This is a genomic window from Streptomyces sp. NPDC093600 (genome assembly GCF_044764755.1).
GTDB lineage: Bacteria > Actinomycetota > Actinomycetes > Streptomycetales > Streptomycetaceae > Streptomyces.
Genome location: NZ_JBIWIU010000016.1, coordinates 67,314 through 91,118 on the forward strand (window position 1 = coordinate 67,314; position 23,805 = coordinate 91,118).

At 70.4% G+C, this 23,805-nt stretch carries 24 protein-coding genes and 3 pseudogenes; 15 read left to right on the forward strand and 12 right to left on the reverse strand.

The window, feature by feature from the left end:
- Positions 1-135: 135 nt before the first annotated feature.
- Positions 136-930: an MBL fold metallo-hydrolase gene (locus ACIRB4_RS29040; protein WP_403295276.1), complete on the reverse strand. Its 795-nt coding sequence runs from the start codon at positions 928-930 to the stop codon at positions 136-138.
- Positions 931-1,012: 82 nt separating this feature from the next.
- Between ACIRB4_RS29040 and ACIRB4_RS29045 the strand changes: the two genes are divergently transcribed.
- A complete protein-coding gene (locus ACIRB4_RS29045) occupies positions 1,013-1,615 on the forward strand; it encodes a CGNR zinc finger domain-containing protein (RefSeq protein ID WP_403295278.1) in 603 nt (200 codons plus the stop codon).
- Positions 1,616-1,695: 80 nt separating this feature from the next.
- Here the strand turns inward: ACIRB4_RS29045 and ACIRB4_RS29050 are convergent, their stop codons facing one another.
- On the reverse strand, positions 1,696-1,923 hold the full coding sequence (locus ACIRB4_RS29050; RefSeq protein WP_403295280.1) for a hypothetical protein: 228 nt from the start codon (positions 1,921-1,923) through the stop codon (positions 1,696-1,698).
- Positions 1,924-1,958: 35 nt separating this feature from the next.
- Here ACIRB4_RS29050 and ACIRB4_RS29055 point away from each other — a divergent pair.
- A pseudogene (locus ACIRB4_RS29055) lies at positions 1,959-2,474 on the forward strand (MerR family transcriptional regulator); the annotation flags it as partial.
- A 467-nt stretch (positions 2,475-2,941) separates the two neighbouring features.
- Here ACIRB4_RS29055 and ACIRB4_RS29060 read toward each other — a convergent pair.
- The 4 genes and pseudogenes from ACIRB4_RS29060 to ACIRB4_RS29075 all read right to left on the reverse strand — a co-directional run.
- Complete coding sequence (locus ACIRB4_RS29060) at positions 2,942-3,250, reverse strand: hypothetical protein (protein WP_403295282.1); 309 nt, start codon at positions 3,248-3,250, stop codon at positions 2,942-2,944.
- A gap of 223 nt (positions 3,251-3,473) precedes the next feature.
- Positions 3,474-4,007, reverse strand: a complete 534-nt coding sequence (locus ACIRB4_RS29065) for an AAA family ATPase (RefSeq protein ID WP_403295365.1) — start codon at positions 4,005-4,007, stop codon at positions 3,474-3,476.
- A gap of 611 nt (positions 4,008-4,618) precedes the next feature.
- Entirely contained in the window at positions 4,619-5,224 is a 606-nt protein-coding gene (locus tag ACIRB4_RS29070) for an HD domain-containing protein (protein WP_403295284.1), read from the reverse strand.
- Positions 5,225-5,554: 330 nt separating this feature from the next.
- Positions 5,555-6,148: pseudogene (locus ACIRB4_RS29075) on the reverse strand (epoxide hydrolase family protein); the annotation flags it as partial.
- A gap of 121 nt (positions 6,149-6,269) precedes the next feature.
- Between ACIRB4_RS29075 and ACIRB4_RS29080 the strand changes: the two are divergent.
- Positions 6,270-6,530 (forward strand): hypothetical protein, encoded by a 261-nt coding sequence (locus ACIRB4_RS29080; protein WP_403295286.1) that lies wholly within the window; start codon positions 6,270-6,272, stop codon positions 6,528-6,530.
- On the opposite strand, the gene ACIRB4_RS29085 is transcribed toward ACIRB4_RS29080, so the two are convergent.
- On the reverse strand, positions 6,477-7,343 hold the full coding sequence (locus ACIRB4_RS29085; protein ID WP_403295288.1) for a GNAT family N-acetyltransferase: 867 nt from the start codon (positions 7,341-7,343) through the stop codon (positions 6,477-6,479). The genes ACIRB4_RS29080 and ACIRB4_RS29085 overlap by 54 nt on opposite strands.
- A gap of 158 nt (positions 7,344-7,501) precedes the next feature.
- Positions 7,502-8,467 (reverse strand): MerR family transcriptional regulator, encoded by a 966-nt coding sequence (locus ACIRB4_RS29090; RefSeq protein WP_403295290.1) that lies wholly within the window; start codon positions 8,465-8,467, stop codon positions 7,502-7,504.
- A gap of 239 nt (positions 8,468-8,706) precedes the next feature.
- On the opposite strand from ACIRB4_RS29090, the gene ACIRB4_RS29095 reads away from it, so the two are divergent.
- Entirely contained in the window at positions 8,707-9,087 is a 381-nt protein-coding gene (locus ACIRB4_RS29095; protein ID WP_403295292.1) for a hypothetical protein, read from the forward strand.
- Between the two features lie 281 nt (positions 9,088-9,368).
- Here the strand turns inward: ACIRB4_RS29095 and ACIRB4_RS29100 are convergent, their stop codons facing one another.
- Positions 9,369-9,776: a RidA family protein gene (locus tag ACIRB4_RS29100; protein WP_403295294.1), complete on the reverse strand. Its 408-nt coding sequence runs from the start codon at positions 9,774-9,776 to the stop codon at positions 9,369-9,371.
- A 136-nt stretch (positions 9,777-9,912) separates the two neighbouring features.
- On the opposite strand from ACIRB4_RS29100, the gene ACIRB4_RS29105 reads away from it, so the two are divergent.
- The 4 genes from ACIRB4_RS29105 to ACIRB4_RS29120 all read left to right on the forward strand — a co-directional run bounded on the left by ACIRB4_RS29105 (position 9,913) and on the right by ACIRB4_RS29120 (position 13,067).
- Positions 9,913-10,293 (forward strand): winged helix-turn-helix transcriptional regulator, encoded by a 381-nt coding sequence (locus ACIRB4_RS29105; RefSeq protein ID WP_403295296.1) that lies wholly within the window; start codon positions 9,913-9,915, stop codon positions 10,291-10,293.
- Positions 10,294-10,442: 149 nt separating this feature from the next.
- The gene (locus ACIRB4_RS29110) at positions 10,443-11,153 is read left to right on the forward strand and encodes a VanZ family protein (protein ID WP_403295298.1); all 711 of its coding nucleotides are present in this window, start codon (positions 10,443-10,445) and stop codon (positions 11,151-11,153) included.
- A gap of 146 nt (positions 11,154-11,299) precedes the next feature.
- Positions 11,300-11,995, forward strand: coding sequence for a response regulator transcription factor (locus tag ACIRB4_RS29115; protein ID WP_403295300.1), 696 nt, complete (start codon positions 11,300-11,302; stop codon positions 11,993-11,995).
- Entirely contained in the window at positions 11,988-13,067 is a 1,080-nt protein-coding gene (locus ACIRB4_RS29120; protein ID WP_403295302.1) for a sensor histidine kinase, read from the forward strand. The genes ACIRB4_RS29115 and ACIRB4_RS29120 overlap by 8 nt, the downstream gene beginning before the upstream one ends.
- Before the next feature lie 222 nt (positions 13,068-13,289).
- On the opposite strand, the pseudogene ACIRB4_RS29125 reads toward ACIRB4_RS29120, so the two are convergent.
- Positions 13,290-13,553 (reverse strand): annotated as a pseudogene (locus ACIRB4_RS29125) (GNAT family N-acetyltransferase); the annotation flags it as partial.
- Positions 13,554-13,938: 385 nt separating this feature from the next.
- On the opposite strand from ACIRB4_RS29125, the gene ACIRB4_RS29130 reads away from it, so the two are divergent.
- The 3 genes from ACIRB4_RS29130 (at position 13,939) to ACIRB4_RS29140 (ending at position 18,434) form a co-directional block, all read left to right on the forward strand.
- Positions 13,939-14,979 carry a VWA domain-containing protein gene (locus ACIRB4_RS29130; RefSeq protein WP_403295304.1) on the forward strand — a complete coding sequence of 347 codons (1,041 nt, stop codon included), beginning with the start codon at positions 13,939-13,941 and terminating at the stop codon, positions 14,977-14,979.
- A gap of 222 nt (positions 14,980-15,201) precedes the next feature.
- Positions 15,202-17,322 (forward strand): hypothetical protein, encoded by a 2,121-nt coding sequence (locus tag ACIRB4_RS29135; protein WP_403295306.1) that lies wholly within the window; start codon positions 15,202-15,204, stop codon positions 17,320-17,322.
- Positions 17,323-17,579: 257 nt separating this feature from the next.
- Positions 17,580-18,434, forward strand: coding sequence for a hypothetical protein (locus tag ACIRB4_RS29140; protein ID WP_403295308.1), 855 nt, complete (start codon positions 17,580-17,582; stop codon positions 18,432-18,434).
- A 77-nt stretch (positions 18,435-18,511) separates the two neighbouring features.
- On the opposite strand, the gene ACIRB4_RS29145 is transcribed toward ACIRB4_RS29140, so the two are convergent.
- Positions 18,512-19,426 (reverse strand): SDR family oxidoreductase, encoded by a 915-nt coding sequence (locus ACIRB4_RS29145; RefSeq protein WP_403295310.1) that lies wholly within the window; start codon positions 19,424-19,426, stop codon positions 18,512-18,514.
- Positions 19,423-20,253 (reverse strand): SDR family oxidoreductase, encoded by an 831-nt coding sequence (locus ACIRB4_RS29150; RefSeq protein WP_403295312.1) that lies wholly within the window; start codon positions 20,251-20,253, stop codon positions 19,423-19,425. Before ACIRB4_RS29150 ends, ACIRB4_RS29145 begins: the two co-directional genes overlap by 4 nt.
- 78 nt (positions 20,254-20,331) lie before the next feature.
- On the opposite strand from ACIRB4_RS29150, the gene ACIRB4_RS29155 reads away from it, so the two are divergent.
- The 4 genes from ACIRB4_RS29155 to ACIRB4_RS29170 are packed head-to-tail and all read left to right on the forward strand — an operon-like array spanning position 20,332 to position 23,775.
- Positions 20,332-21,087 carry an enoyl-CoA hydratase family protein gene (locus ACIRB4_RS29155; RefSeq protein WP_403295314.1) on the forward strand — a complete coding sequence of 252 codons (756 nt, stop codon included), beginning with the start codon at positions 20,332-20,334 and terminating at the stop codon, positions 21,085-21,087.
- Positions 21,084-21,947 (forward strand): CoA transferase subunit A, encoded by an 864-nt coding sequence (locus tag ACIRB4_RS29160; protein WP_403295316.1) that lies wholly within the window; start codon positions 21,084-21,086, stop codon positions 21,945-21,947. The genes ACIRB4_RS29155 and ACIRB4_RS29160 overlap by 4 nt, the downstream gene beginning before the upstream one ends.
- A complete protein-coding gene (locus ACIRB4_RS29165; protein ID WP_403295318.1) occupies positions 21,944-22,714 on the forward strand; it encodes a CoA-transferase subunit beta in 771 nt (256 codons plus the stop codon). The genes ACIRB4_RS29160 and ACIRB4_RS29165 overlap by 4 nt, the downstream gene beginning before the upstream one ends.
- 11 nt (positions 22,715-22,725) lie before the next feature.
- A complete protein-coding gene (locus ACIRB4_RS29170; RefSeq protein WP_403295367.1) occupies positions 22,726-23,775 on the forward strand; it encodes an NAD(P)H-dependent flavin oxidoreductase in 1,050 nt (349 codons plus the stop codon).
- Positions 23,776-23,805 lie beyond the last annotated feature (30 nt).

Below are 23,805 nucleotides of genomic sequence, written 5' to 3' on the forward strand. Positions count from 1 at the left end.
TTCGCTGATCAGGACACGGAGTACCGTGCTGACCACTACACGAGACGCCTTGAGGGGCGCCGGCCGACAGTCGCGGCGGGTACCTGTCGGCCGGCGCCCGGCCGTGTCCGGCGTACGCGTGCGACGTACGTGGGGTCAGCCGCGGACGCCGAAGTCGACGCGGTCGGCGAGTCCGGCGGCGGTAAAGGCGGCGACGAGCTCGTCGCGGCCCTCGGTGAAGTGGGCCCAGCTGTCGTAGTGGACGGGGACCACGCGGCCGGCGTCGAGGATCTTCGCGGCCTCGGCGGCCTGGGCGCTGTCCAGGACGATCAGCCCACCGTCGAAGACGTCGGAGAAGCGGGGCGCTCCGGCGAAGAGGAGGGCCGTGTCCACCGGGGCGAAGCGCTCGGCGATGTCCTTGACCGCGTCGAGCGAGGCGTTGTCGCCGCTGACGTAGACGATGGGCAGGCCCTCGCCGGTCAGGACGAACCCGACGACCTCGCCGCAGATCGGCTCGACCTTCTCGCGCGGCCCGGGGCCGTGGATGGCGGGCACGCCGGTCACGGTGACCGTGCCGGGCCCGCCGTCCCGGCGCTCGAGCTCGACCGACTGCCAGTCGGCGAGGCCGGTGGCAGCTTCCCCGAGACGCTCCCCGCCGCCGGGGGTGGTGAGCGTCAGCGGGACGTCGGCGAGGAGGGCACGGCCGGTGGTGTCGAGATTGTCGGCGTGCTCGTCGTGCGAGAGCAGGACCACGTCGACGCGGCCGAGATCGTCCGGACTGCCGTCAGCCGCAGCCGTCTTGGTCAGCACGACGGCCGGTGCGGGGTGGTCGCCGGGACCGTCGAAGGTCGGGTCGGTGAGAAAGCGCAGGCCGCCGTAGTCGAAGAGGGCGGTCGGACCGCCGAAGACGCGGACGGGGAAAGGGGCGGCCTGCAGGGTCGGGGAAGACACGAAGAAAGTTTCCTCACGGATAGATGACGTGTTAACCGTGAGGCGACTGTACGCACCCTCACGGATGAACGCAACCCGTACCATGAGAGACATGGAAGAGTTCGTGAGGGAAGAAGTCGTCCTGCCGTCGGCGCCGGGCGAGGCGGAGCATCCCGCCCTGAGCCTGGCCAACAGCGCCGTCACCCTGCCCGGCGGGCACACGGCCGACCTCCTGGGCACCCCGGCGCAGGCCGAGCAGTGGCTGAACCAGCGCGACCTCGCGCCGGCCGACACCGGCATGGCCGAGATGTGCGCGACGCAGCTGCGCTCTCTGCGTGAACAGGTCAGGTCGCTGCTGGCCTCCCGCGTCGCCGGCCAGCCCGCCCTGCCCGCCGCAGTTGCGGCGATCAACGACGCGATGAGCCGCGTCCCGACCGCATCCCTGCTGCGGTGGGACGAGAAGACCGGGCCTTACCGCGCCACACCCCACCCCACCACCGCGATCGTCGAGCACGCCCTGGCGACCATCGCCGCCGACGCCGCCGACCTGCTCACCTCCGCCGACGCTGCCCGCCTGACCGCGTGCGCTTCCCCTCCCTGCAACCGTTTCCTGCTCAAGCACGGCCGCCGCCAGTGGTGCTCCACCCGCTGCGGCGACCGCGTCCGCGCCGCCCGCGCCTACGCCCGCCGCACCGCGATGGAGTGACGACGCCGCTTCCCGGCCCGGCAGGACCCGGCGGCTTCGGCGCTGCACCGGACGAGGTAGTCCTCCAGGTCGGACGGCGGCTACTCGAAGGCGCCGCACATCGCCTCGGCCGCGTCCAGGACAGGCTGGAGCTCGGAAGGGATCCGCTCCGCGGGGCGCGGCGTCGGCAGGCGCGCGCAGAAGCTGGGCCAGGGCGACGAGCTGTTCGAGGCGCCGGACAGAGGCGGGCGGTGGTCCCACGGGGCCGCCGGCGGCTCCTGCATGCCCGCCGGGATGTCCTGCGCCGACGACTCACGACCGACCCGCACCTCCGGCTCGGTCGGCGGACCTCGGCAAGGTCCCTGACCGCAGCCCGGCCGGCTACCGCCTGTACGACATCGACGCCGTCGCACCCCTGGACCTCGTGCGGACCCTGCGCGAGCTGGGACGGACCTCCCGACGATTCGCAAGGTCGTGGACCGCGAGCTCTCGCTTCCCGAGGTCGCCGCGGCGCACGCCGAAGCACTGGCGGTGCAGATCAGCGTCCTGCGCCGGCGGGGCGCGGTGCTGACGGCGGTGGCCGAGCCCTGACCGCCGGCATCGACCCGGCCTCGCGCCAGGCCGATCCGATCGTCGCGGCGTTCACGGCGCACTACGCGTACCTGCTCGGCCGCCCCGACGACGTCGAGCTTCGTCGCCGGCTGGCGACCCGGCTGAAGAGCGTGAACGACCCCGCAGGGAGCGGTACCTCCAGCTGCTCGCCGTGGTCAACGGCTTGCCGGTCACCAGTGGGCGAGCTCTGTCGTGGACAACGATGCCGAGGCGGCACGGTGAGTGCAGGCGCAGCAGCGGGGAACCGGTTCGGCTTCGCCGTCCTTGAGGCACAACCCGATGCAGCTTGCGAACAGTTACTGGGCAACGTGGTCTTCGAGGAAGTCGTCTCCGGCAGGCCAGCGGCCGAGGTGACCTAGTTGAGGCTGCTCACGCCGAGAGGGCCTCGGGTCCTTCGGCGAGGCGGGCCGCGTTCGAAGCGGGCCCGGCACGGGCAAGAACGACGAGGTGGGCGCAGCGCGAAGCGGCCGATGGGCCTGTGGGCCGAAGCACCGCGTCTGAATGGCTGTCGCTCATGTGTGGGCGGAGCTGTATGCAGCACCCTGGTCTCGCCTCGCCATTCCGGAGACCGGCCACCTCGTCACCACCGTCGTCGATTCGCCAGTCGCGCCCCTGCCACACAACTTCGCTGGTCAAGCCGGCGCAGACGGCACCAGGCAACAGCTCGGCGCAGCGACCACCGACGACGCTCGGCCGACGAACCCAGCGGATGGATCGCGAATCCGCACGGGAAGATCAGGGCTCCGGTGGACGGCGGGACGCCGCAGACTGCTGCCTGAACGTGGTCATCAGACTCATCCCGGCCAGTACCACCACCACACACAGACCGAAGGTGCCCTCACCCATCTCACCGTCCACGAGCAGCCTGACCAGGAACGGCAGCGCGGCCAGCGCGGCGCCGGTGGTGAGCAACCACGGCGGAAGAACGGTCTCTCCCGGCCGGTCAGGATCGAAGTGGAACACCGCCTTCCAAACAGCGCCGACGATCACCAGCGCAATGACCACGACCGGGTACCACCATCCGCCGGCGGCGGAGTCGAGCACATCCCTTGCATCCACGGTGCGCCTCCCCTCCCCTATATCAACCCCGAAGGAATCTATCCACCAGCGCCAAAGCCATTCCCGGAGTCATGAGTTGGGGTGCGATCCCCGGCGCACTCCCCCTCCGACGTGCCCGCTCAGCAATTATCGGCCCGCGGCCTACGCAGCCGTAGGAACGGCTCTCGTCAGAAGGGATGGCGCAACCTCTGTCTCGACGGCGCGCCGGTCAGCAGTCCAGCGCGGGCAGGTGGGTCAGGCCGGTGTCGGACATGATGCGGTCGACAGTCTTCCGCAGGGTGCTGTCGGCACCGATGACGGTCTCGAGCCCGTCGGGCAGGAGATCGCGTGGCCGGTACCAGTCACGCAGCTGCGTCTCGTTGACCTCATCGGCGATCGGCTTGGTGGCGTGCCGGGTGAGAGTGACCTCGAACGGCACGTCCAGGTAGTAACCGTGAGTCGGGCCGCGGTGATCGGCCCGCAACTGGGTGAGCATGTCGCCGTAGCGGTCCGCGTAGAGGATGCCTTCGACGACTACGTGATACCCCGCGTCAAGGGCGTAACGCGCCGTCAAGTCGATCAAGCCGATATTCGCCGCGCCGGGCCGGTCGCGCTCGCGGAGCACAACGCGGCGCAGGTTGTCCTGGCCGACCAAAGCCAGGCCACGACCGAACCTCTCGCGAAGGCCGGACGCGACGGACGACTTCCCCGACGCGCTGTTTCCGCGCAGCACGACCAGCCGGGTCTCTTCAGTTCCCACCATCACGGGGCTCACGCTACCGACGGCTGATGACGTCGGCCTTCCTGTTTCAGGAGGGTCAATGACGAGCCGGGTGAAGTGAGGGAGACCCTGGTGCGCTGCGACTGAGCGAGTTGTGACCGGGTGCGCAGATCGAAGTCGGCTTAGTAGCCGATGGCATTCAATCCATGAGCGACACCGTGGACATCACAGGCAGGGTCGCCTGGGAGAAGTAGTGGCTGCACCAGAGGCGATTCATCGGCCAAACGGAGTCCACTCATCGACCCGTCGCTGCTGGCTGCCCCCGAGTCCCGCCGGACGGCAAGGGGTGGATCACCAACAAGGGTGGCGTCGGGCCGTCACCACTCCTTCGTCGCGTCCTGGCCTCACGACTTGGACCCGCTGTTCGGCCACTGCCCCGCATCGCTGACGCGGTGGTCACCGCGTCACGCCGGAGTCGTAGAAGCAGCAGAGTCGCCGCTGGTGCACCGCCATACCTCCCAACTGACCGCGCCGCGACTGTTGAACTGCCAGTCCTGGATGGGAGATCGCGGACCGTAGCGTGGCCGACGGTAGTTTCAGGTGGAAGGGTATCGTGATCGTTGGAAGGAGCGAAGATCTCTCACAACAGGAATTCAGACCTTATCGAGCGGGTTCGACTCCGTCCGCTCCGGCCAGTCTCCTGCTGTCAACTTCGCCGCTGAGCAACCCGGTTTACGTTCGGCCTGGTCCCGGAGAAGGCGTACGAAGGACTTGGCAAAGCCAAGCCGGGGGTATGCCGCGACGAGCGCCTCCCGGAATTTCGGGTCGAAGTCCTCAAGGCCGGCCCCCGACACGTCCGCGCTGGTACCCACTTGCAAGAGTCGGCTCTCCACGTCCACTTCCGGGGCAACGTCGTCCCGCATGTGGAGAACGATCAGCTCGGCCGCCCGGTCGCGTCGCTGGACCGGCCAGCCGAGACCTGCCGTGAACACACGGGCCAGGTGGCCACCAGCCTCTTCGAACGGAAGCCTGTGGCTGTCGAAGGGCGGAACAAGAGCCAGATCGTGCAGCAACGCCGAGACGAAGAACAACTCGCGGTCGAAGTCCAACCCTCGCGCCTCCGCCCAGGCCGCGCCGAAGAAATACGACCGCACCGAGTGGTGATACAGCGCCGTGTCAGCATATTCCTCACAGACCAGCCGAGCCGCGTCTGCCGCCCGCCCACCAGGGGCGCGGACCCCCACAACCTCGCTCAGCATTCTGGCTGGCTCCTTCCATCGAACATGTTCCGCCCTTTTCCCATGCTTTGGCGAACGTCCTGCCTACATCGAGACCGGCCTGGCGGAGATGCGCTTTTAGTCTCCCCGGCACAGGCGATCAGCGGCAGGGACGCTCGCGCCAGCTATGCGAAGGATCGGGCCATCAGCGGCACATCGCCACACCATGGCCGGCGGTCCCGGGCGTACGCCGCCTCCGACCCACGGTCGATCAAAGGTCAACGGTAGTCGGCGAAGAAGGCGCGGAGGTCGTCCAGTAGGAGCTCGGGGGCCTCCATCGCGGCGAAGTGGCCGCCGCGGTCGGTCGTCCTCATCTGCGGTGGGGTAGGTCGTCCCACCGTTGACGTGCACGGCTACGACGTTCTCCGGAGCGGCCAAGCCGAGCGCGCGGGAGATCGTGCTGCCGAAGTCGCCGCCGTGTGCGCCGTAACGGTCGTAACCGAGTCTGCGCATGAGCTCGGCCCAGGCGGTGGCGATCCGCTGAGTCGTCCAGCCCTCGCTGCTGGTCGGCCCGGAGAATCCGAAGCCGGGAATGGAGGGGATGACGAGGTGGAAGTCGCGTGAGAGCGGCTCGATCAAGTCGAGGAATTCCGCGACCGACCCGGGCCGGCCGTGGGTGAGAAGCAGCGGCAGGGCCGAACGGGAAGCGGAGCGGACGTGGAGAAAGTGGATGTCCTGCCCGTCGATCTCGGTGACGAACTGCGGGCGGGCGTTCAGTTTCGCCTCCCACCGGCGCCAGTCGTAGCCGTCCGCCCAGTAGGCCGCCAGCTCCTTCGGGTAGGACACCGGGACGCCGCGGCTCCAGCCCTGCCCGGGGATCTCGCTGGGCCAGCGGGTGCGGCCGAGGCGCTCGCGCAGGTCGTCCAGCTCGGCCTGGGGAACGTCGATGGCCAGGGGATGGATCAGGGGCGTATGGATCAGGGGCCTCGGGAAGCAGGACGTGGTGCGCCTCTACGTAGTGCGGGAAGTCCTTGCGCCAGAGCCAGGCGCCGTCGGTGACCAGTGATGAGCAGCCCAGGGAGTGGCGGTGCGCGCTGCCGGTGATGACGTCGTGGCCCGCCTGCATGACGTCGACGAGGACGTGACCGGCGTCCAGGTAGGCCACCAGGTCAGCCTCGTCCGGCTCGCCGGCGGGGTGGACGGCATCGCGGATGGGGCCGTTCGGCCGATCGTCCCCGAGGTGGTTGTCGAGTTCGTCGTAGAAGCCCAGCAATCCCAGCACCGGGCTGGAGTACTAGGCGTCCCGGTATTGATCGCGGACCTGGGGGCGTTGCTTGAAGCCGGCTGACTCGTAGGTCGCGACGGCGCCGACGTTGGAGCTCGGAGTGGAGACGAGCGCGCTCGACGAGCCCAGCTCTCGGAGTGCGGCCGCCGCGGCGAGGCTGATCGCCTTGCCGTAGCCGTGACGGCGATGGTCCCGGTGCACGCCCATCGGTTCGAGCAACCCGGGCCTGCCCGGGCCGGCCGACCACACCGTCACCGCCGCCACCGCGTCGCCCCGGTCGTCGTACGCGATCAGGCAGCGGGCGTCGGCGAACGGCAGTCCGGCCGCCATCGCGTGCCAGCGCTCGGCCGTGAACCTCGATCCGTCGAACGCTGCCCGCTGTACGGCGGCGACCGCGTGCGCCCGCTCCGGCCCGGCCACCTCGATCCGTACGCCCGGGTCCTTCACCGGTTCCGTGAGGTCGCGGCGCAGCGGTGTCCACGGCTCGTCGGCGTTCCAGCCGTCCTCGACCAGCAGCTCCTGGACCAGCGCACCCGTCGGCGCCTCGATGCTCACCCTCCCTGCGGGCAGTACGCCACGCTCCGGCTCGGTCACATCGTCGGCCAACCGTCGCGCCAGCTCTTCGTCCCGTCGAGCGTCGGGCGCGATCGTCAGGCGCAGCAGGCCGGGGCCGTCCAGCAGCCCGACGGCGAGCATCCGCCCGTCCCTGCTCCACGTCCTGACCGCCTCGGCGGTCGCCTGCGCACCCGACCGCCAGAACCAGCCCAGGTCCCCCGGATGCAGTTGCACCGGCGCCCCCTCGTACTGCCACTCCCGCAGCACGCCCACAACCTCGCCCAGCCCGTCGACTCCCGGCCTGCCCAGCCCCATCGTCATAGCGCCTATCAGACCCCACGGGACAGGCACTCCGCACCCGGTTTACGAGCGGCGGCGTGGTGTCGGTCGGGGCTCGATCGCAGGTGATTTCGGCGCTCAGTCTCAAGCGGGCCGGCCGGCGTGGCTACGGACCGGGACGGGGGCGTTCCAGCGATGCGTCACGTGGTGCGATGGTCCCGGAACCACTGGGCCACCTCGTCGGCGTGGGTGTCCGGCGGGACGACCGGGTAGAAGACGTGCTCGATCGTGGCGCCGCGCAGTACGAGGGTCAGGCGCCGGTAGAGCGTCTGACCTCCCGCCTCGAACGTCGGGAGCTTCAGCTCCTCGGCGAGCGTGAGCCGGGGGTCGGAGAGCATCGGGTAGGGCAGGTGCAGGCGGTCCACGAGAGCCTGTTGGTAGTCGGCGCGGTCCGAGGACAGGGCGAGGACACGGTCGACGCCTTCGGCCCGTAGCGCGTCCAGGTTGTCACGGAAGCTGCAGGCTTCCTGGCTGCAGCCACGGGCGCCGGGAATCTCGTTCCAGCCTTCCGGGATATCGGCTGCCGGGTCCCCGGTGAGCGGGTAGAGGAAAAGCACCCAGCGGCCTTCGGAGACCGAGTCCAGGCGGATGGCGCTGCCGTCCGTGCCGGTGAACGACAGAGCGGGGAGTGTACGACCCGGAAGGTGGGCGGCGGCGCCGTCGTCCACCGGGGCCGGCAGGTCGGCGGGCAGGGGGTCGGCTGTGGGCAGCATCTCGTCAAATTCCTTCGCTGGTTCGGTGGCCGAGGGGAATCCTCGGCGGGCCGCCGCGTCCCGGCGGCGGATCAACTGGTCCCGGGTGCGGCTCAGTCGGGTGACGAGAAGGTTCAGCGCTTCGATCTTCTGCTGGTAGGCGGCCAGGGACTCCACACAGTGGTCGCCCTCCTCGTGGCCCGCGCGCAGGCATGCGAGAAACGGGCGGGTCTCCTGCGGGGTGAGGCCGAGCGCCCCGAGGCTGCGAATCTCCTCGGCCAGCCGGACGTCCTCCGCGGTGTAGTCGCGGTAGCCGTTGGCCGTACGCCCCGGGCTGAGCAGACCACAATCCTCGTAGTAGCGCAGCGCCTTGATCGTCACACCGGCAGCCGTGGCAGCCTCACCTGCACGCATGTGCACCTCCTCGTCGTCCCGAACGCTAAACCCGGACCTTGGGGGACGGGTCAAGCGCCCACGTCAGGCCCTTCCTTCACTCCATCTCCCCCATCCGGGCAACCCAGCATGTGAGTGGGCAGGCCGCGGACGCCGTTCCGCGAGAGGAGGCCCCGGAGTAGCTTTCTATCGTCTCGGTTTCGGGTGCCGGATCGAACTGACGCGGGCTAGGTGCCGTCCGCCCGGTGGAAGAGGTGCACATGCGTATGTTCGTTTCGATCCTCGTCCTCATCTGCGGCGTCGGACTCGCGGCTGCCAGTCTCCCGTTCGTGCTGATAGGCCTTCTGGAAGAGCGCAGCGCCGGGAACATGTACGAGGTCGCGTTCCAGCGTGTCGGTGACGAGTGCAGCGGCGGGCACGAGCTGCACCTCGACGTCGAGAGCGGGGAGCCCATGGATTGCCTGCCCCACTACTTCATGGGGGGATCTCCACGTGTCGACCTGCCTGGCTTCACGGATGCGCAGAACAAGGAGGTGGCCGAGCTCAGCGGACAACTCGGCAGCGGGGGGGCTGACGGATGCCGAGCAGAACCGCATCCAGGATCTGGTGGACAAGATCTCAGCCGCGATCCCGGAGGCTGATCGGCCACTCCCTGCCTCAGCCACGGTGTGGCCTGCTGAGGCGGGTGTGTGGGGCGCTCGCCGGGCTTGGCTGGGAGTTGGAGCGACCGCGGTCGGCGCTCTGTGCGTCGTCGCCGGCTTCCGGTTGGCACGCTGACCTGCGCGGACGGTTGACACCGCGTCCTCGCTCACCTCGACGCCCGACTGGACACCGCCCATGCGCACGTCGTCCTCCGCACCCGTCTCCCGCACCGCCTCGGGCACCTGCCCGCTCCACCGGGAGCCGCGCGAAGAGCCTCTGCTCAGTCGATGACCGCCGTGGCTTCGATCTCGACCAGATGGTCGGGTACGTCCAGTGCCGCGACGCCCAGCAGTGTGGCCGGCGGGACCGGGGTTCCCCCCAGCTTCGCGGCCGCTCGGGAGATCCCGTCCAGGAGCAGAGGCATTTTGTCGGGGGTCCAGTCGACGACGTAGACGGTCAGTTTCGCCACGTCGTCGAAGGAACCACCGGCCCCGGCGAGGGCGGTGGCGACGTTGAGGTAGCACTGCTCGACCTGGGCGGCGAGATCGCCCTGCCCGACCGTAACCCGGTCGGCATCCCAGGCGACCTGCCCGGCGACGAAGACCAGGTTCGATCCGGATGCGATGGACACCTGCCGGTAGGCGTCGATCGTGGGGAGTCCTGTGGGGTTCACCAGGGTGATGGCCATGTTGCTGCCTCCTTGTCGGGAGCCCGTGGGCCCGCCACCGGACCAAGTGGCCCTTGGTCTCTTGTGGTTACTCAGAAACCGTAGGAGAGTGACGGCTGACGTGGAAGAACGCACTTTTCAGTGACTGGGGAACCTCATGGTGACCAAGCAGTTCGCGGGCTCGCCCGACGAAGCGGATCTACGGCGCGCCGACTCTCTGGCGCGGGAGATCTTCTCGGACGTCGCCAACAAATGGGCGCTGCTGATCATCGAGGCCCTGGGGGAGGAAACCCTGCGCTTCAGCGAGTTGCGGAACGCGGTCGAGGGCATCAGCCACAAGATGCTCACGCAGAACCTGCGCATGCTGGAGCGCAACGGTTTGATCGACCGCACGGTGTACCCCGTCGTGCCGCCGCGGGTCGAGTACACCCTCACCGAGCCGGGCCAGGCCCTTCGGGTGACCATCGACGGGCTGTGCGACTGGACCCACCGGTACCTCGGGCACATCGAGACCTCGCGCCACCGCTTCGACGCCTGACCGGACGGGGTGTCGCCAGCGCGGCAACCGCCTCGTACCGGGTGAGGCCAGTTCCTCGATGCCGCGGTTCCGTGTATCGCGGGCTTATATCGCGGGCGTATCGAAAATCGCATACGCCACCGCAACGGCCCTCCGTCTCCAATGGGGGCATGAACCACAACGCGTCCCTGTCAGCACCGCCCCGCCGCACGCGCGGGATCGTGCTTCTCAGCCTGGTGATCCTCGGTGTGGCGAGCGCCCTGTTCGTCGTACGGCGGCCGCTCATGATGTCCGCTCCGAGGTGTATGGCCGGGCAGTGGCACGGCTGCTTCGACACGTTCAACGGTGTCGTGTTCATGACGCTGGTCACGCTGCCGTTGGCCTTGCTCGTGGCGTGGGCTCTGGCGAGCCGTCGGCGGGCCCGGGGCGTGCCCTCGGCGTGTCGGATGTCGGTGGCCGAGGTGGGCATGGTCCACGGGACGGTGCCGTTCCTGTGGATGACCATGATGCCGGGCGGCGGGGCCGGCATCGTCCCCGCCCGGGTGAGCCTCGTTCCGCTGCGGGACCTGGTCACGATGGGGCCCCTCGGGATCGCCGGCAATCTGCTGGTCCTCGCGGCGCTGGGGTTCTTCGCCCCGATGCGGTTCGCGGCGCTGGCGTCCGTGCCGCGGATCCTGGCGTTCGGGGCGGGCTGCTCGGTTCTGGTCGAAACCGCGCAGTACGTCCTGCGCCTGGACCGGGTGTCCTCCGTGGACGACGTACTGGTCAACGCCGCCGGCGCCGTGCTGGCCGCGCTGGCGTCGCGCCGCTGGTGGCGTACGACGGCGGAAGCGTCGTCGGACCGGCCGCACCCCGCGCCGGCAACGGCACCGGCGGGCTGAGTCGCGTGTCCGCTGCGCACTCGAATCCGCATACGTCTCCGTATGCGTCCCGGCACACGTCTCCGTATGCGTCCCGGCACACGTCTCCGTCCCTGCGTACGTCTCCGCATACGTCGGCGATACGCGGGGTTGCTTAGGCTTCCGGCATGCGTGTACTGATCGTGGAGGACGAGCCCTACCTGGCCGAAGCCGTCCGTGACGGGCTCCGGCTGGAGGCCATCGCCGCCGACATCGCCGGTGACGGTGACTCCGCCCTGGAACTGCTCGGGGTGAACTCGTACGATCTCGCGGTCCTCGACCGCGACATCCCCGGCCCCTCGGGCGATGAGGTCGCCCGGCGCATCGTCGCCTCGGGCAGCGGCATCCCGATCCTCATGCTCACCGCCGCCGACCGGATCGACGACAAGGCGTCCGGGTTCGAGCTCGGGGCCGACGACTACCTCACCAAGCCGTTCGAGCTGCGGGAGCTCGTCATGCGGCTGCGGGCGCTCGATCGCAGGCGCGCGTACGCCCGTCCCCCGGTCCGGGAGATCGCGGGCCTGCGGCTCGACCCCTTCCGCCGGGAGGTCTTCCGCGACGGACGCTACGTGGCACTCACCCGTAAACAGTTCGCCGTGCTGGAAGTCCTGGTCGCCGCCGAGGGCGGGGTGGTGAGCACCGAAGAGCTCCTGGAACGGGCCTGGGACGGGAACGCCGACCCCTTCACCAACGCCGTCCGTATCACCGTCTCCGCTTTGCGCAAACGGCTCGGCGAACCGTGGATCATCGCCACGGTGCCGGGTGTCGGCTACCGCATCGACAACGGACCCGACACCACACGGTCCGGTCGTACGCGTGCGTAGACGCCCAGGGTTCAGCGTCCGGCTGAGGCTCACCCTCAGCTATGCCGGGTTCCTCGCCGTCGCCGGTGCTCTCCTGCTGGCCGTGGTGTGGGGGTTCCTGCTGCGCTACGTACCCGACAACCCTCAGGGCCTTCTCGGGATCTCGCCCAACCGCTACCTCCTTGTGCGCACCTTCGCCCCCGCCGCGGCCGTGGCGATGGCCTTCCTGCTCGTGTTCGGCCTCGTCGGGGGATGGATCCTCGCCGGCCGGATGCTCGCACCGCTCACCCGGATCACGGCCGCGGCACGGATGGCGGGGAGCGGGTCGCTGTCCCACCGGATCGGCATGGAGGGCCGCCAGGACGAGTTCAGGGAACTCGCCGACGCCTTCGACACCATGCTCGAACGACTCGAGTCGCACGTCGCCGAGCAGCAGAGGTTCGCCGCGAACGCCTCCCACGAACTGCGCACCCCGCTGGCCATCTCGCGGACGCTGCTCGACCTCGCCCGTCGGGACCCGCCGCGGGACAAGGAGGAACTCTTCGACCGCCTGCAGGCCGTCAACACGCGCGCGATCGCCCTCACCGAGGCTCTCCTGCTGCTCAGCCGCAGCGACGGCGGGAACGTCACCCGTGAGAGCGTCGACCTCTCCCTCGTCGCCGAGGAGGCCGCCGAGACGCTGCTCCCCCTCGCCGAACAGCGCGGGATCACGCTCGATGTCACCGGCGGAGCGGCACGGACCAGCGGCTCCGCGGAGCTTCTGCTGCGGATGGTGACGAACCTCGTCCAGAACGCCATCGTCCACAACCTCCCCGCAGGCGGCGCCGTGACGGTCCACACGGAATCGCAGGGCGACGCGAGCGTGGTGCGGGTCGAGAACACGGGTCATCGGCTGCCACCGGAACTGGTACCGACCCTCACCGAGCCCTTCCAGCGCGGCACGGAACGCGCTCGCACCGACGAGCACGCCGGCGTCGGCCTCGGCCTTGCCATCGTGCACAGCATCGTTCGCGCACACGACGGGACCCTCGACCTCGCGCCCCGCCCGGTCGGCGGTCTCCTGGTCACGGTCCGGCTGCCCAGGGTGCCGTAGGCGCCTGGCGGCTGGTGAGCGCGTTGCTCTCGATGAGCAACGGCTCGGGCGGCGGCTGCCGCTGCCCGAGTGGCGCTCTCGGACGAGGCTGCTCGGGAGGGCGGGACGGGCGTCTTCTCGGTTGCGGGACTTCAGGGCTGGTAGACGCACTGAGCCAGCGTCGCGTAGCTTCTTCCAGCCCAGCGACTCGTAGAGCGCGCGCCCGGCGTCGGTCGCGCCGAGGACGCCGAGGGTCGCGCCCTCCTCCACCGCGCGGTCGGCGAGCGTACGCATCACCAGAGCGCCCGGCCCGCGGCGTCGATGGGCTTCCTGGGTCTGCACTTGGTCGACGACCACGGCCTCCCCGACGGCTGCCATCTGGCCCTTGGCCGCCTGCCCGCCGGCGGCGTCCAGCACCCGCACGTGAGTCACGGCTCCGATGGTCTCCACCGTCACGGCGTACCCCTCGGGTGGGACGGGGCGTGTGGTCGTCAGGTCCATGGCCATCAGGTGTTGGTGTCCGCCCAGGCCACCACCCACCCCCGGGGCATCCAGGGCTCGACCACCTCCGGCTCCGCGGGCATCTTCATCCAGGTACGCGGCACGGACACCGAGCGGCCGCTGCCCTGACCAACGACTCCTCGGCCTGAGGTAGGACGAAGCGTCCCACCTCGCCGGGTTTGTCGGGCACTTCGACGTACACACCCCACGGCTCCTGGGGTGGTGATCCGGGGTGGTCAGCCGTGGCGCTGTCCACCTCACATCGTCGTCGGCTGTTCGGGCTGCGGCGCCCGGTCGCGGGTGAGCTGTCCGTCCGGCCTGTGAACCGAGGTCGATTGTCAGTGGTGGGTGAGAAGGTAGGAACGTCGAACCGGAAAGAGGGGGAGCAGTCATGTCGGGGAATCAGAACTACATCAATCACGTCGCTCTTGTGCTGGATGCCAGTTCTTCCATGTCGAGCCTGAGCCGCAAGGTCGTCGAAGTCGCCGATCAGCAGATCGCCTATCTTGCCCGCCGATCGAGGGAACTGGACCAGGAAACCCGCGTCACGGTGTACGTCTTCGCCGACAAGGTGGAGTGCGTCATCTACGACAAGGACGTGCTGCGTATGCCGTCGCTGAAGCACTTGTATCGGGTCGGTGGAATGACGGCTCTGCTGGCGGCCGCGGTGAAGTCGCAGCGGGAGCTGGCGCAGACGGCTCAACTGTACGGCGACCACAGCTTCCTGACGTTCGTGCTCACCGACGGGCAGGAGAACGCAAGTCATCGCTGCCCGGGTGCTCCCACCAGGGATCCTCGTGAACTGGTCGAGGCCGTGGCCCAGATGATCGAGACACAGGAGGACAACTGGACGTTGGCCGTCCTTGTGCCGGACCAGGTGGGCAAGCGGGAGGCCATGCGGTGCGGTTTCCCGAAGGACAACATCGCTGTCTGGGACGCCACGAGCACGCAGGGACTGGAGGAGGCCGGGCAGGTCATCCGAGAGGCGACCGAGAAATTCATGGTGGGCCGGTCCCAGGGAATCCGGGGATCGCGGGCGGTATTCTCCACGGGTGCCGAGACGGTCAACAAGGAGACCATCAAGGCAGCCGGTCTCACTCCGGTGAATCCGTCCGAGTACCAGCTCATTCCGGTGGCTCGTGACGCGGCGATACGGGAATGGGTCGTCGAATGCGGACACACGTACCGTACCGGTGGTGCTTTCTATCAGCTGAGCAAGTCGGAGAAGGTCCAGGCGCGGAAACAGATCGCGGTGCTGGAGAAGAAGACGGACCGGGTGTACACGGGGCCGGAGGCGCGCGCCCTTCTCGGCCTGCCGGACACAGAGGTCCGTCTCAAGCCGGACCACAACGACGACTTCACCATCTTCGTGCAGAGCACCAGCGTGAACCGGAAGCTGGTACCGCACACGCGGCTGCTGCTGATGTCCTGACGCCTTGGCAGCCCCGCCGGTCGGGCCGGCGGGGCGCGGGGCTCCAGACGCGGGGCTTGCTCGCGTTCATGGGTCCTGACGTGGAATCGGCGATGTCAGGGGCCGACGTTGATCACCCGAACAGGGCGTGATCTCATGAGCGCCGATTGAACGAGGGTGCGATCCGGGGGGGCTGCCGCCCCGTCCGTACGTACCCCGATACGGACACCCCCGGAGGTCCCCATGATGCGCCGTCGGCTGCTGCCACTCCTCGCGGCCCTGCTGTCGGTCCTGTGGCCCATGTGGCCCGCGACGCCAGCCAGTGCGGCGGTGGCGTCGGACTGCACCGTCCCCGGCATACAGAACCATGCCATCGCCTCCTCGACCTGGGCGATCAGTGGCTCCCTCGTGCACGACGGCCGCGCCTTCGTCACGAGCCGCGGCCGCCAGCCCGTGGTGATCGCCGAGTACGACCTCGCGCAGAAGAAGGTCGTGCCCGGGAGCGAGGTCGAGATCCCGGACGGCCCGGGCGCGGGCGTGCCCGAGGGCGCCTACGGCCTCGCGGCGTACGGCGGCAAGGTCTACATCGGCACGTACGTCGAGGCCGCCCTCTACAGCTACGACCTGGCCACCCGCCAGGTGAAGCACCTGAAGACCTTCGGCGGGAACGGCGACTTCATCTGGAGCCTCGCCGCGGCCTCGGACGGGACGCTCTACGCGGGTACCTACAACGACGGCAAGGTGTACGAGTACAAGCCCTCGACCGGCGCGGTCCGGGACTTCGGGGTGCTGGCCACGGGCGAGCGCTACGTGCGGTCCCTGGACGTCGACGACACGAACGTCTACGCCGGCCTGCTCGACACCAAGAAGATGGTCGCCATCAACCGGTCCACCGGCGCCGTCCGCGTCCTGGCCCAGGGTGGCACCGGCTTCACCACGGTCTCCGTCGGCCGGACGCGCGTGCGCGGTACCAGCGGCAGCACGCTGTACGACGTGAAGACCGACGGCACCGACCTGCGGACGGTTCCGATCACCAGCCCCGAGGGCAACGCCGAGTCGGCCGACATGGTCACCCTCGCCCCGGACTACACGATGTACCTGTCGACCCGTCCGGACGGCAACATCTACGAGTACAAGACGGGCTACGCGCAGCCCAGGCACCTGGGCAAGCCGGTACCCCAGGACGAGACCCGCGGTCTCTCCATCGACGGCACCACCCTCACCGGATTCGCGGGCTTCGGCAAGGTCTGGCAGCTGGACATCACCACCGGCGCGTCGTCGTACACCACGCTGAAGGAGGCCGGGTTCAGCGAGGGCGCGGAGCGCCCCCAGTCCATCCTGCGCGCCTCCGACGGCGCGGTGTGGGTCGGTGGCCACTTCATCATGAACGTCCACAAGCCCGACGGGGGCAAGGAGTTCATCGAGATCCCCGGTGAAGCCAAGACGCTGGTGGAGCGCAACGGCAAGATCTACTCGGCGCTGTACCCCAGCGGTCGCGTCATCATGATCGACCCGGCGGCGACGGACCCGGTGACGGGGGCGAAGACGTATCCGGTCAGCATCGTCGGCCAGCTCCCCAGCGGTCAGCAGCGGCCGTGGGACATGGAGTACGACGCCGCCCGCGACCGGATCCTCGTGGCGACCTCTCCGCTCGGCACCGGACTGCAGGGCGCTCTGAACGTCTTCAGGTTCCCCGATCCGACCGCGTCGGAGCCGACGGAGACGCCCGACTCGTTCCCCGTCGTCACCAACGAGAGCCTGATGAGCCTCACCGTGGGCCCGGACGGGACCGTCTACGTGGGCACCGACGTACGCGGCGGTGGCGGCGCTCCGTCGACCTCGTGGAACACCGCCGCCAGCGTCGCGGCCTTCGACGCGGACTACGTCGACCCGGCGACCGGCAAGAAGGGCAGGCTCCTCTGGGCGAAGGACCCCTACACGGCCGACGCCTACGACACCCTGCAGGACATCACCATCCACAACAACGTTCTGTACGGCCTCTACAAACGCGGCCCCGTGCCCACCACCGCGGTGCCGGAGCCGCCGCGCTGGTTCGCCATGGACCTGTCCACGAGCACGCGTCCGATCATCAGCCAGGGCTACCTGCCCGGCTACGGTGAGGTCCAGGTGCACAACGAGAAGGTCTTCGCCTCGACCTTCTTCAACGGGGACATCTACCAGATCGGCCCCGGCCTCACCCAGGCCAAGCACCTCGCCACCGCCCTCGACGACGAGTGGTACACCAACCCCCAGCTCGCGTTCATCCCGGGCACGTGGCAGGCCTACGGCCTGGTGGGCCGCCAGCTCGCCACGCTGCGGGTCGACCCGTCCTGCCCCAAGGTGACCGGCCCCTTCCCCTCCTGAGCCGAACGGGCGGGGCCGTCCTCGACGGCCCCGCCCGCCCACCCGTACGTCACCGCGCCGCCCCGGCGTGCCCACCATGGAGTGAATCTTCGCGCCCCTTCACGGCCGGCGGGCGGCGGTCATCGGCGGTCGGCCACGTACGCGGGCCCTGCTCGTCGTCGCTCGAGAAGGCACACGCCCTGTGAAGGGAGCGGGACCGATGGCACGATAGCCGGACAAGCCGGTCGACGGTCGGTTCCACCTCTCCTGGGGCACGTATGAAGATCTCGCTCCCGTTTCGACTCTTCGCCGCGGCAGCGGCGCTGGCCCTGTCGCTCACCGCGTGCGGTGGCACCGGCGGCTCCCCGAGCGCATCGGGATCGACGCCCGCCGCGCCCGGCACGCCCTCGCCTTCGCGCACGTCGCCCACGCCCTCGACACCCTCGGCGGCCACGTCGTCGGCGACCGAGGTCCCGACCTCGCCCACACCCACGCCGACGCCGACCTCCGAGGGCACGCCGCCTCTGGGTTCCTGGGGCCTTCAGCCGGTATGGCCGTTCGCGACGCTCGCGCAGGCGCAGGAGTGGGAGCGCGCCTACCGCGAGAGCGGCCACCAGCCCTGGCACCGTGACCCCGAGCAGACCGCGCTGGCCTTCACCCGTGGCTATCTGGGCTTCAAGGAGATCGACCGGGTCTCCCTGCGCAAGGTCAGCGGCCGGCACGCTCGTATCGGCGTCGCACCGACGGGACCCGAGGGCGGCACCGCGGCGGTGATCCACCTCGTGCGGTTCGGGACCGGCCCGGATGCCCCGTGGGAGGTCGTCGGCACCGACGACACGACGTTCTCCCTGACCACGCCCGCGTACGGGTCGCGCGTGCGCTCGCCCCTGACGGTCGGCGGGAGGATCACCGGGGTGGACGAGAGCGTCCGTGTGGAGGTGCGCCAGCCGTCCTCCGAGGCGCCGCTGGGCACCTCCCCCTGCTGCATCTCCGCGGGCGGCGAGGACCAGCCCTGGAGCGCGAAAATTTCCTTCTCCGGGGCCACCGACCCGGTGCTCACGATCGTCGCCTCCACGGGCGGGCACGTCGCCGCCGTCGAACGCTTCACCGTCACGGCGGTACGCGCCGGGTAGCCGCATGACGGAACCTCAACACCCCAGTACAGGGCGCACGCCGGTACGTGCGCGGCAGCCGGCCGCGCCCCGATGCGCTACCGCGCCCCGTACACCGGCTGTGGGGTCTCGGCCGCGGCCAGGAGCTTCAGGGTGGTCTCGCCCGCCTCCGCCGGTGTCCAGCGGGCGCCCTTGTCGGCGGTGGGGCCGGGTCGCCAGCCCTCCATGACGGTGATCCGGCCGGCCTCGGCCTCGAAGACCCGGCCCGTCACCCCGGCGCAGGCGGCCGAGCCCAGCCAGACGACGAGCGGCGAGACGTTCTCCGGAGCCATGGCGTCGAACGCGTCGCCTTCGGGGGCCGCCATGGTGCCGGCGAAGGTCCGTTCGGTCATCCGGGTGCGGGCGGCCGGGGCGATGGCGTTGACCTGGACGCCGTAGCGCGCCAACTCCGCCGAGGCGACCAGCGTCAGGCCGACGATCCCGGCCTTGGCGGCGGCGTAGTTGCCCTGGCCGACGCTGCCGAGCAGGCCGGCTCCCGAACTGGTGTGGATGACGCGGGCCTCGGGCATGCGGCCGGCCCTCGCCTCGGCGCGCCAGTGCGCGGCGGCGTACTTGAGCGGCAGGAAGTGGCCCTTGAGGTGGACGCGCACGACGGCGTCCCAGTCGTCCTCGTCGAGATTGACGAGCATGCGGTCGCGGAGGAATCCGGCGTTGCCGACGAGGGTGTCGAGGCGGCCGAACGCGTCCAGGGCGGTGGTGATGAGCGAGGCGGCGCCGTCGGCGGTGGCGATGTCCCCGTCGTGGGCGACCGCCTGTCCGCCGAGCGCGCGGATCTCCGCGGCGACCCGCTGGGCGGGCCTGTCGGCCCGGCCGGTGCCGTCGAGGCCGACGCCGAGGTCGTTGACGACGACGCGCGCGCCCTCGGCGGCGAAGGCGAGGGCGTGCGCGCGGCCGAGGCCGCGGCCCGCTCCGGTGACGACGGCGACGCGGCCGGCGCAGATTCCGGTGGTCATGGCGTGTCCTTTCGCTGGGGCGAAGTCCCTTGTGGGAGGCGGCCGGAGGGGCGGTCGTCGACGGTGGCGGCGTCGAGGAACACGGGGCGTTCCCCGCCGCCGTGGATGTGCAGGGCGGCGCCGCTGATGTAGGCGGCCCGGTCGGAGGCGAGGAAGACGCAGGCGTCGCCGATGTCGGCGGGGTCGGCGAGCCGGCCGAGCGGTACGGTGCGGCCGACGGCGGCGATGCCGTCCTCGTCGCCGTAGTGCAGGGCGGCCAGTTCGGTGCGGACCATGCCGAGGACGAGCGTGTTGACGCGGATCCGGGGCGCCCATTCCACGGCCATGGTGCGCGCGAGATTCTCCAGTCCCGCCTTGGCCGCTCCGTACGCCGCGGTGCCCGGGGAGGGGCGGGTCCCGCTGACGCTGCCGATCATCAGGATCGATCCGCCGCCGGCCTGCCGGCGCATCACGTCGTAGGCGGCGACCGAGGCGTTCAGCGGCGCGAGCAGGTTCAACTCGACCACCCGGGCGTGCCGTTCCGCCCCGCCCTCGTCGAGCATCCGGAACGGGGTTCCGCCGGCGTTGTTGACCAGGGTGTCCAGCCGCCCGTACTCGTCACGTACGCGGGCGAAGAACTCCCCGGTCGCTTCCGGGTCACGGAGGTCGACGGGGAGGAAGCGGGCGGTGCGCCCCGCCGCCTCGACGGGCTGGTCCGGAGCGTGTCGGGCGCAGGTGACGACCTGCGCACCGGCGTGGAGCAGGGCGCGGGCGATGCCCGCGCCGATGCCCCGGGTTCCGCCGGTGACGACGGCGACGGAACCCGAGAGATCGATGATCGCTGCCAATGCGCACCTCCCGCGGCGCGGGGACCGCTGCTATCTTCCGCCTAACAAACGTTTGGTGGAAAGGTAGCTGATCTGCTCATGGGTGTCTCCACCTCGGCCCCGCACGAGGGCATCGCCGTCGTCACCGTCGACTTCCCCCCGGTCAACGCCCTTCCCGTGCGGGGCTGGTACGACCTCGCCGCCGCGGTGCGCGCCGCGGGCGCCGACCCGACGGTGCGCTGTGTGGTGCTCACCGCCGCGGGCCGCGGCTTCAACGCCGGCGTGGACATCAAGGAGATACGGCGCACGCCCGGGCACGGCGCCCTGATCGGCGCCAACCGGGGCTGCTACGAGGCGTTCGCCGCGGTCTACGACTGCGAGGTCCCGGTGGTCGCCGCCGTGCACGGGTTCTGCCTCGGCGGCGGCATCGGACTGGTCGGCAACGCCGACGCCATCGTCGCCGCCGACGACGCGACCTTCGGACTGCCCGAGCTGGACCGGGGCGCGCTCGGCGCGGCGACCCACCTCGCCCGGCTGGTCCCCCAGCATCTGATGCGGACGCTGTACTACACCTCGCGCACCGTCACCGCCGAGGAGCTGCGGCGGCACGGCTCGGTGTGGCGGGTCGTCCCGCGCGAGCGGCTGCACGACGCCGCGCTGGAACTGGCGCGGGAGATCGCCGCCAAGGACGGGAGCCTGATCCGCCTCGCGAAGGCCGCGATCAACGGCATCGACCCGGTGGACGTCCGCCGCAGCTACCGCTTCGAACAGGGCTTCACCTTCGAGGCCAACCTCAGCGGCGTCGCCGACGAACACCGCGAGGCGTTCGTGGACTCCAAGGAGGGCCGACGGTGAGCGACAAGACGATGACGGCCGAGGAGGTCGTCGGCCGGCTCCGGAGCGGGATGACGATCGGCATCGGCGGCTGGGGCTCGCGGCGCAAGCCTATGGCGCTGGTGCGCGCGCTGCTGCGCTCGGATGTCACCGACCTGACCGTGGTCTCGTACGGCGGGCCGGACGTCGGGCTGCTCGCCGCCGCGGGACGGATCCGCACGCTGGTCGCGGCGTTCGCCACCCTCGACTCCGTCCCTCTGGAGCCGCACTTCGGGGCGGCCCGGCAGAGCGCCGCGTTCGAGATGGCGGAGCTGGACGAGGCCATGATCATGTGGGGTCTGACCGCCGCCGTGCACCGGTTGCCGTTCATGCCCGTCCGGGCCGGTCTCGCCTCGGACGTGATGAGCGTCAACCCGTCGCTGCGCACGGTGACCTCCCCGTACGGGGACGGCGAGGAGCTCGTCGCGGTGCCCGCCCTGCGGCTGGACGCCGCGCTGGTCCACGTCAATCGGGCCGACGCGCAGGGCAACGGTCAGTACCTGGGACCCGACCCGTACTTCGACGACCTGTTCTGCGGGGCCGCCGACGAGGCGTACGTCTCCTGCGAACGCGTGGTGGACACCGCGGACCTGCTCAAGGAGGCGGGACCGCAGTCCGTGCTGCTCAAGCGCGCCTTCGTCAGCGGTGTCGTCGAGGCCCCGAACGGAGCGCACTTCACCTCCTGCGTCCCCGACCACGACCGCGACGAGGCGTTCCAGCGCGCCTACGCCTGGGCGGCACGTACCCCGGAGACCTGGCGGGTCTTCGCCGAGCGGTTCCTGTCGGGTGACGAGGACGCGTACCAGGCCGCGGTGGCGGCGTTCCACGGGGAGGAGGCATGAGCAGCGGTACGCCGGCGGTGACGCGGGCCGAGTACTGCGTGGTGGCGTGCGCCGAGGCCTGGCGGGGCGCGGGCGAGGTGCTGGCGAGCCCGATGGGCACCGTCCCGACGATCGGCGCCCGGCTGGCGAAGCTCACCTTCTCCCCCGACCTGCTGCTGACGGACGGCGAAGCGCTGCTCATCGGCGACGTGCCGGCGGTCGGGGCCCCGGCGGGGGTGGTGGAGGGCTGGCTGCCGTACCGGCAGCACCTGGCCCTGGTCGCGACCGGTCGGCGCCACGTGATGATGGGCGCGAGCCAGATCGACCGGTACGGCAACCAGAACATCTCGTGCATCGGCCCCTGGGAGCGGCCCGAGCGGCAGTTGCTGGGCGTGCGCGGCGCGCCCGTGAACACCCTCAACAACCCGACCAGTTACTGGATCCCCCGGCACCTGCCCCGGATCTTCGTCGAGCGGGTCGACATGGTGTGCGGGGTCGGCTACGACCGCGCCGCCGCGGCCGGTCCCTCCGCGACCCGCTACCACCGCATCCCGGAGGTCGTCAGCGATCTGGGCGTGTTCGACTTCGAGACCCCGGACCGGACGATGCGGCTGCGCTCGCTTCACCCCGGCGTCACGGTCGAGCAGGTCGCCCGGTCCACCGGCTTCACGCTCACCGTCCCGGACGACGTCCCGTACACCCGCGAGCCCACCGCCGAGGAGCTGCGGCTGATCAGGGATGTCGTCGACCCGAAGGGGCTGCGCGAGCGGGAGGTGCCGACCGCATGAGCGAGATCACCCTGCGCACCGCGCTCACCGAACTGGCCGGCGTCCGGCACCCCCTCGTGCAGACGGGCATGGGATGGGTGGCCGGCCCCCGTCTCGTGTCGGCCACCGCCCAGGCGGGCGCCCTCGGGATCCTCGCCTCCGCCACCATGACGGTCGACCAGCTCCGCTCCGCCGTGCGCGAGGTCAAGTCCCGTACGGACGCGCCGTTCGGGGTCAATCTGCGGGCGGACGCGGGGGACGCGGCCGAGCGCGTACGCGTCATCGTCGACGAGGGCGTGAGGGTCGCCTCGTTCGCGCTCGCGCCGTCCCGGGACCTGATCGCCCGGCTGAAGGACGCCGGGGTCGTCGTCATCCCGTCCGTCGGCGCCAGGCGGCACGCCGAGAAGGTCGCCGCGTGGGGCGCCGACGCGGTGCTGGTGCAGGGCGGCGAGGGCGGCGGGCACACCGGCGACATCGCCACGACCGTTCTGCTGCCCCAGGTCGTGGACGCCGTCGACATCCCGGTCATCGCGGCGGGCGGCTTCCACGACGGGCGCGGGCTGGTCGCCGCGCTCGCCTACGGAGCCGCCGGAATCGCCATGGGCACCCGTTTTCTGCTCACCTCCGACAGCACCGTCCCGGACGCGGTGAAAGCCGCGTACCTGTCCGCGACCGTCAAGGACGTCACCGTCACCACCAAGGTGGACGGCCTGCCGCACCGGATGCTCCGCACGGAGCTGGTCGACTCGCTGGAGCGCTCGGGCCGCGCCGCCGCGCTGCTGCGGGCGGTCCGGCACGCCGCGGTCTTCCGTCGCGAGAGCGGCCTGAGCTGGGCGCAGATGGTCCGGGACGGTCTGGCGATGAAACACGGCAGGGAACTGACCTGGAGTCAGGTGCTCCTTGCCGCCAACACTCCCCTGTTGCTGAAGGCCTCGATGGTCGAGGGCCGTACCGATCTCGGTGTGATGGCCGCCGGTCAGGTCGCGGGGCTGATCGACGACCTGCCGTCCTGCGCCGAGCTCGTCGACCGCGTGATGGCCGAAGCCCACGCCACCCTCCGCGCCCTCCCCCTCACGGGCTGAGGCCCCGTCCGGTGCGCGGGTACGAGGGTG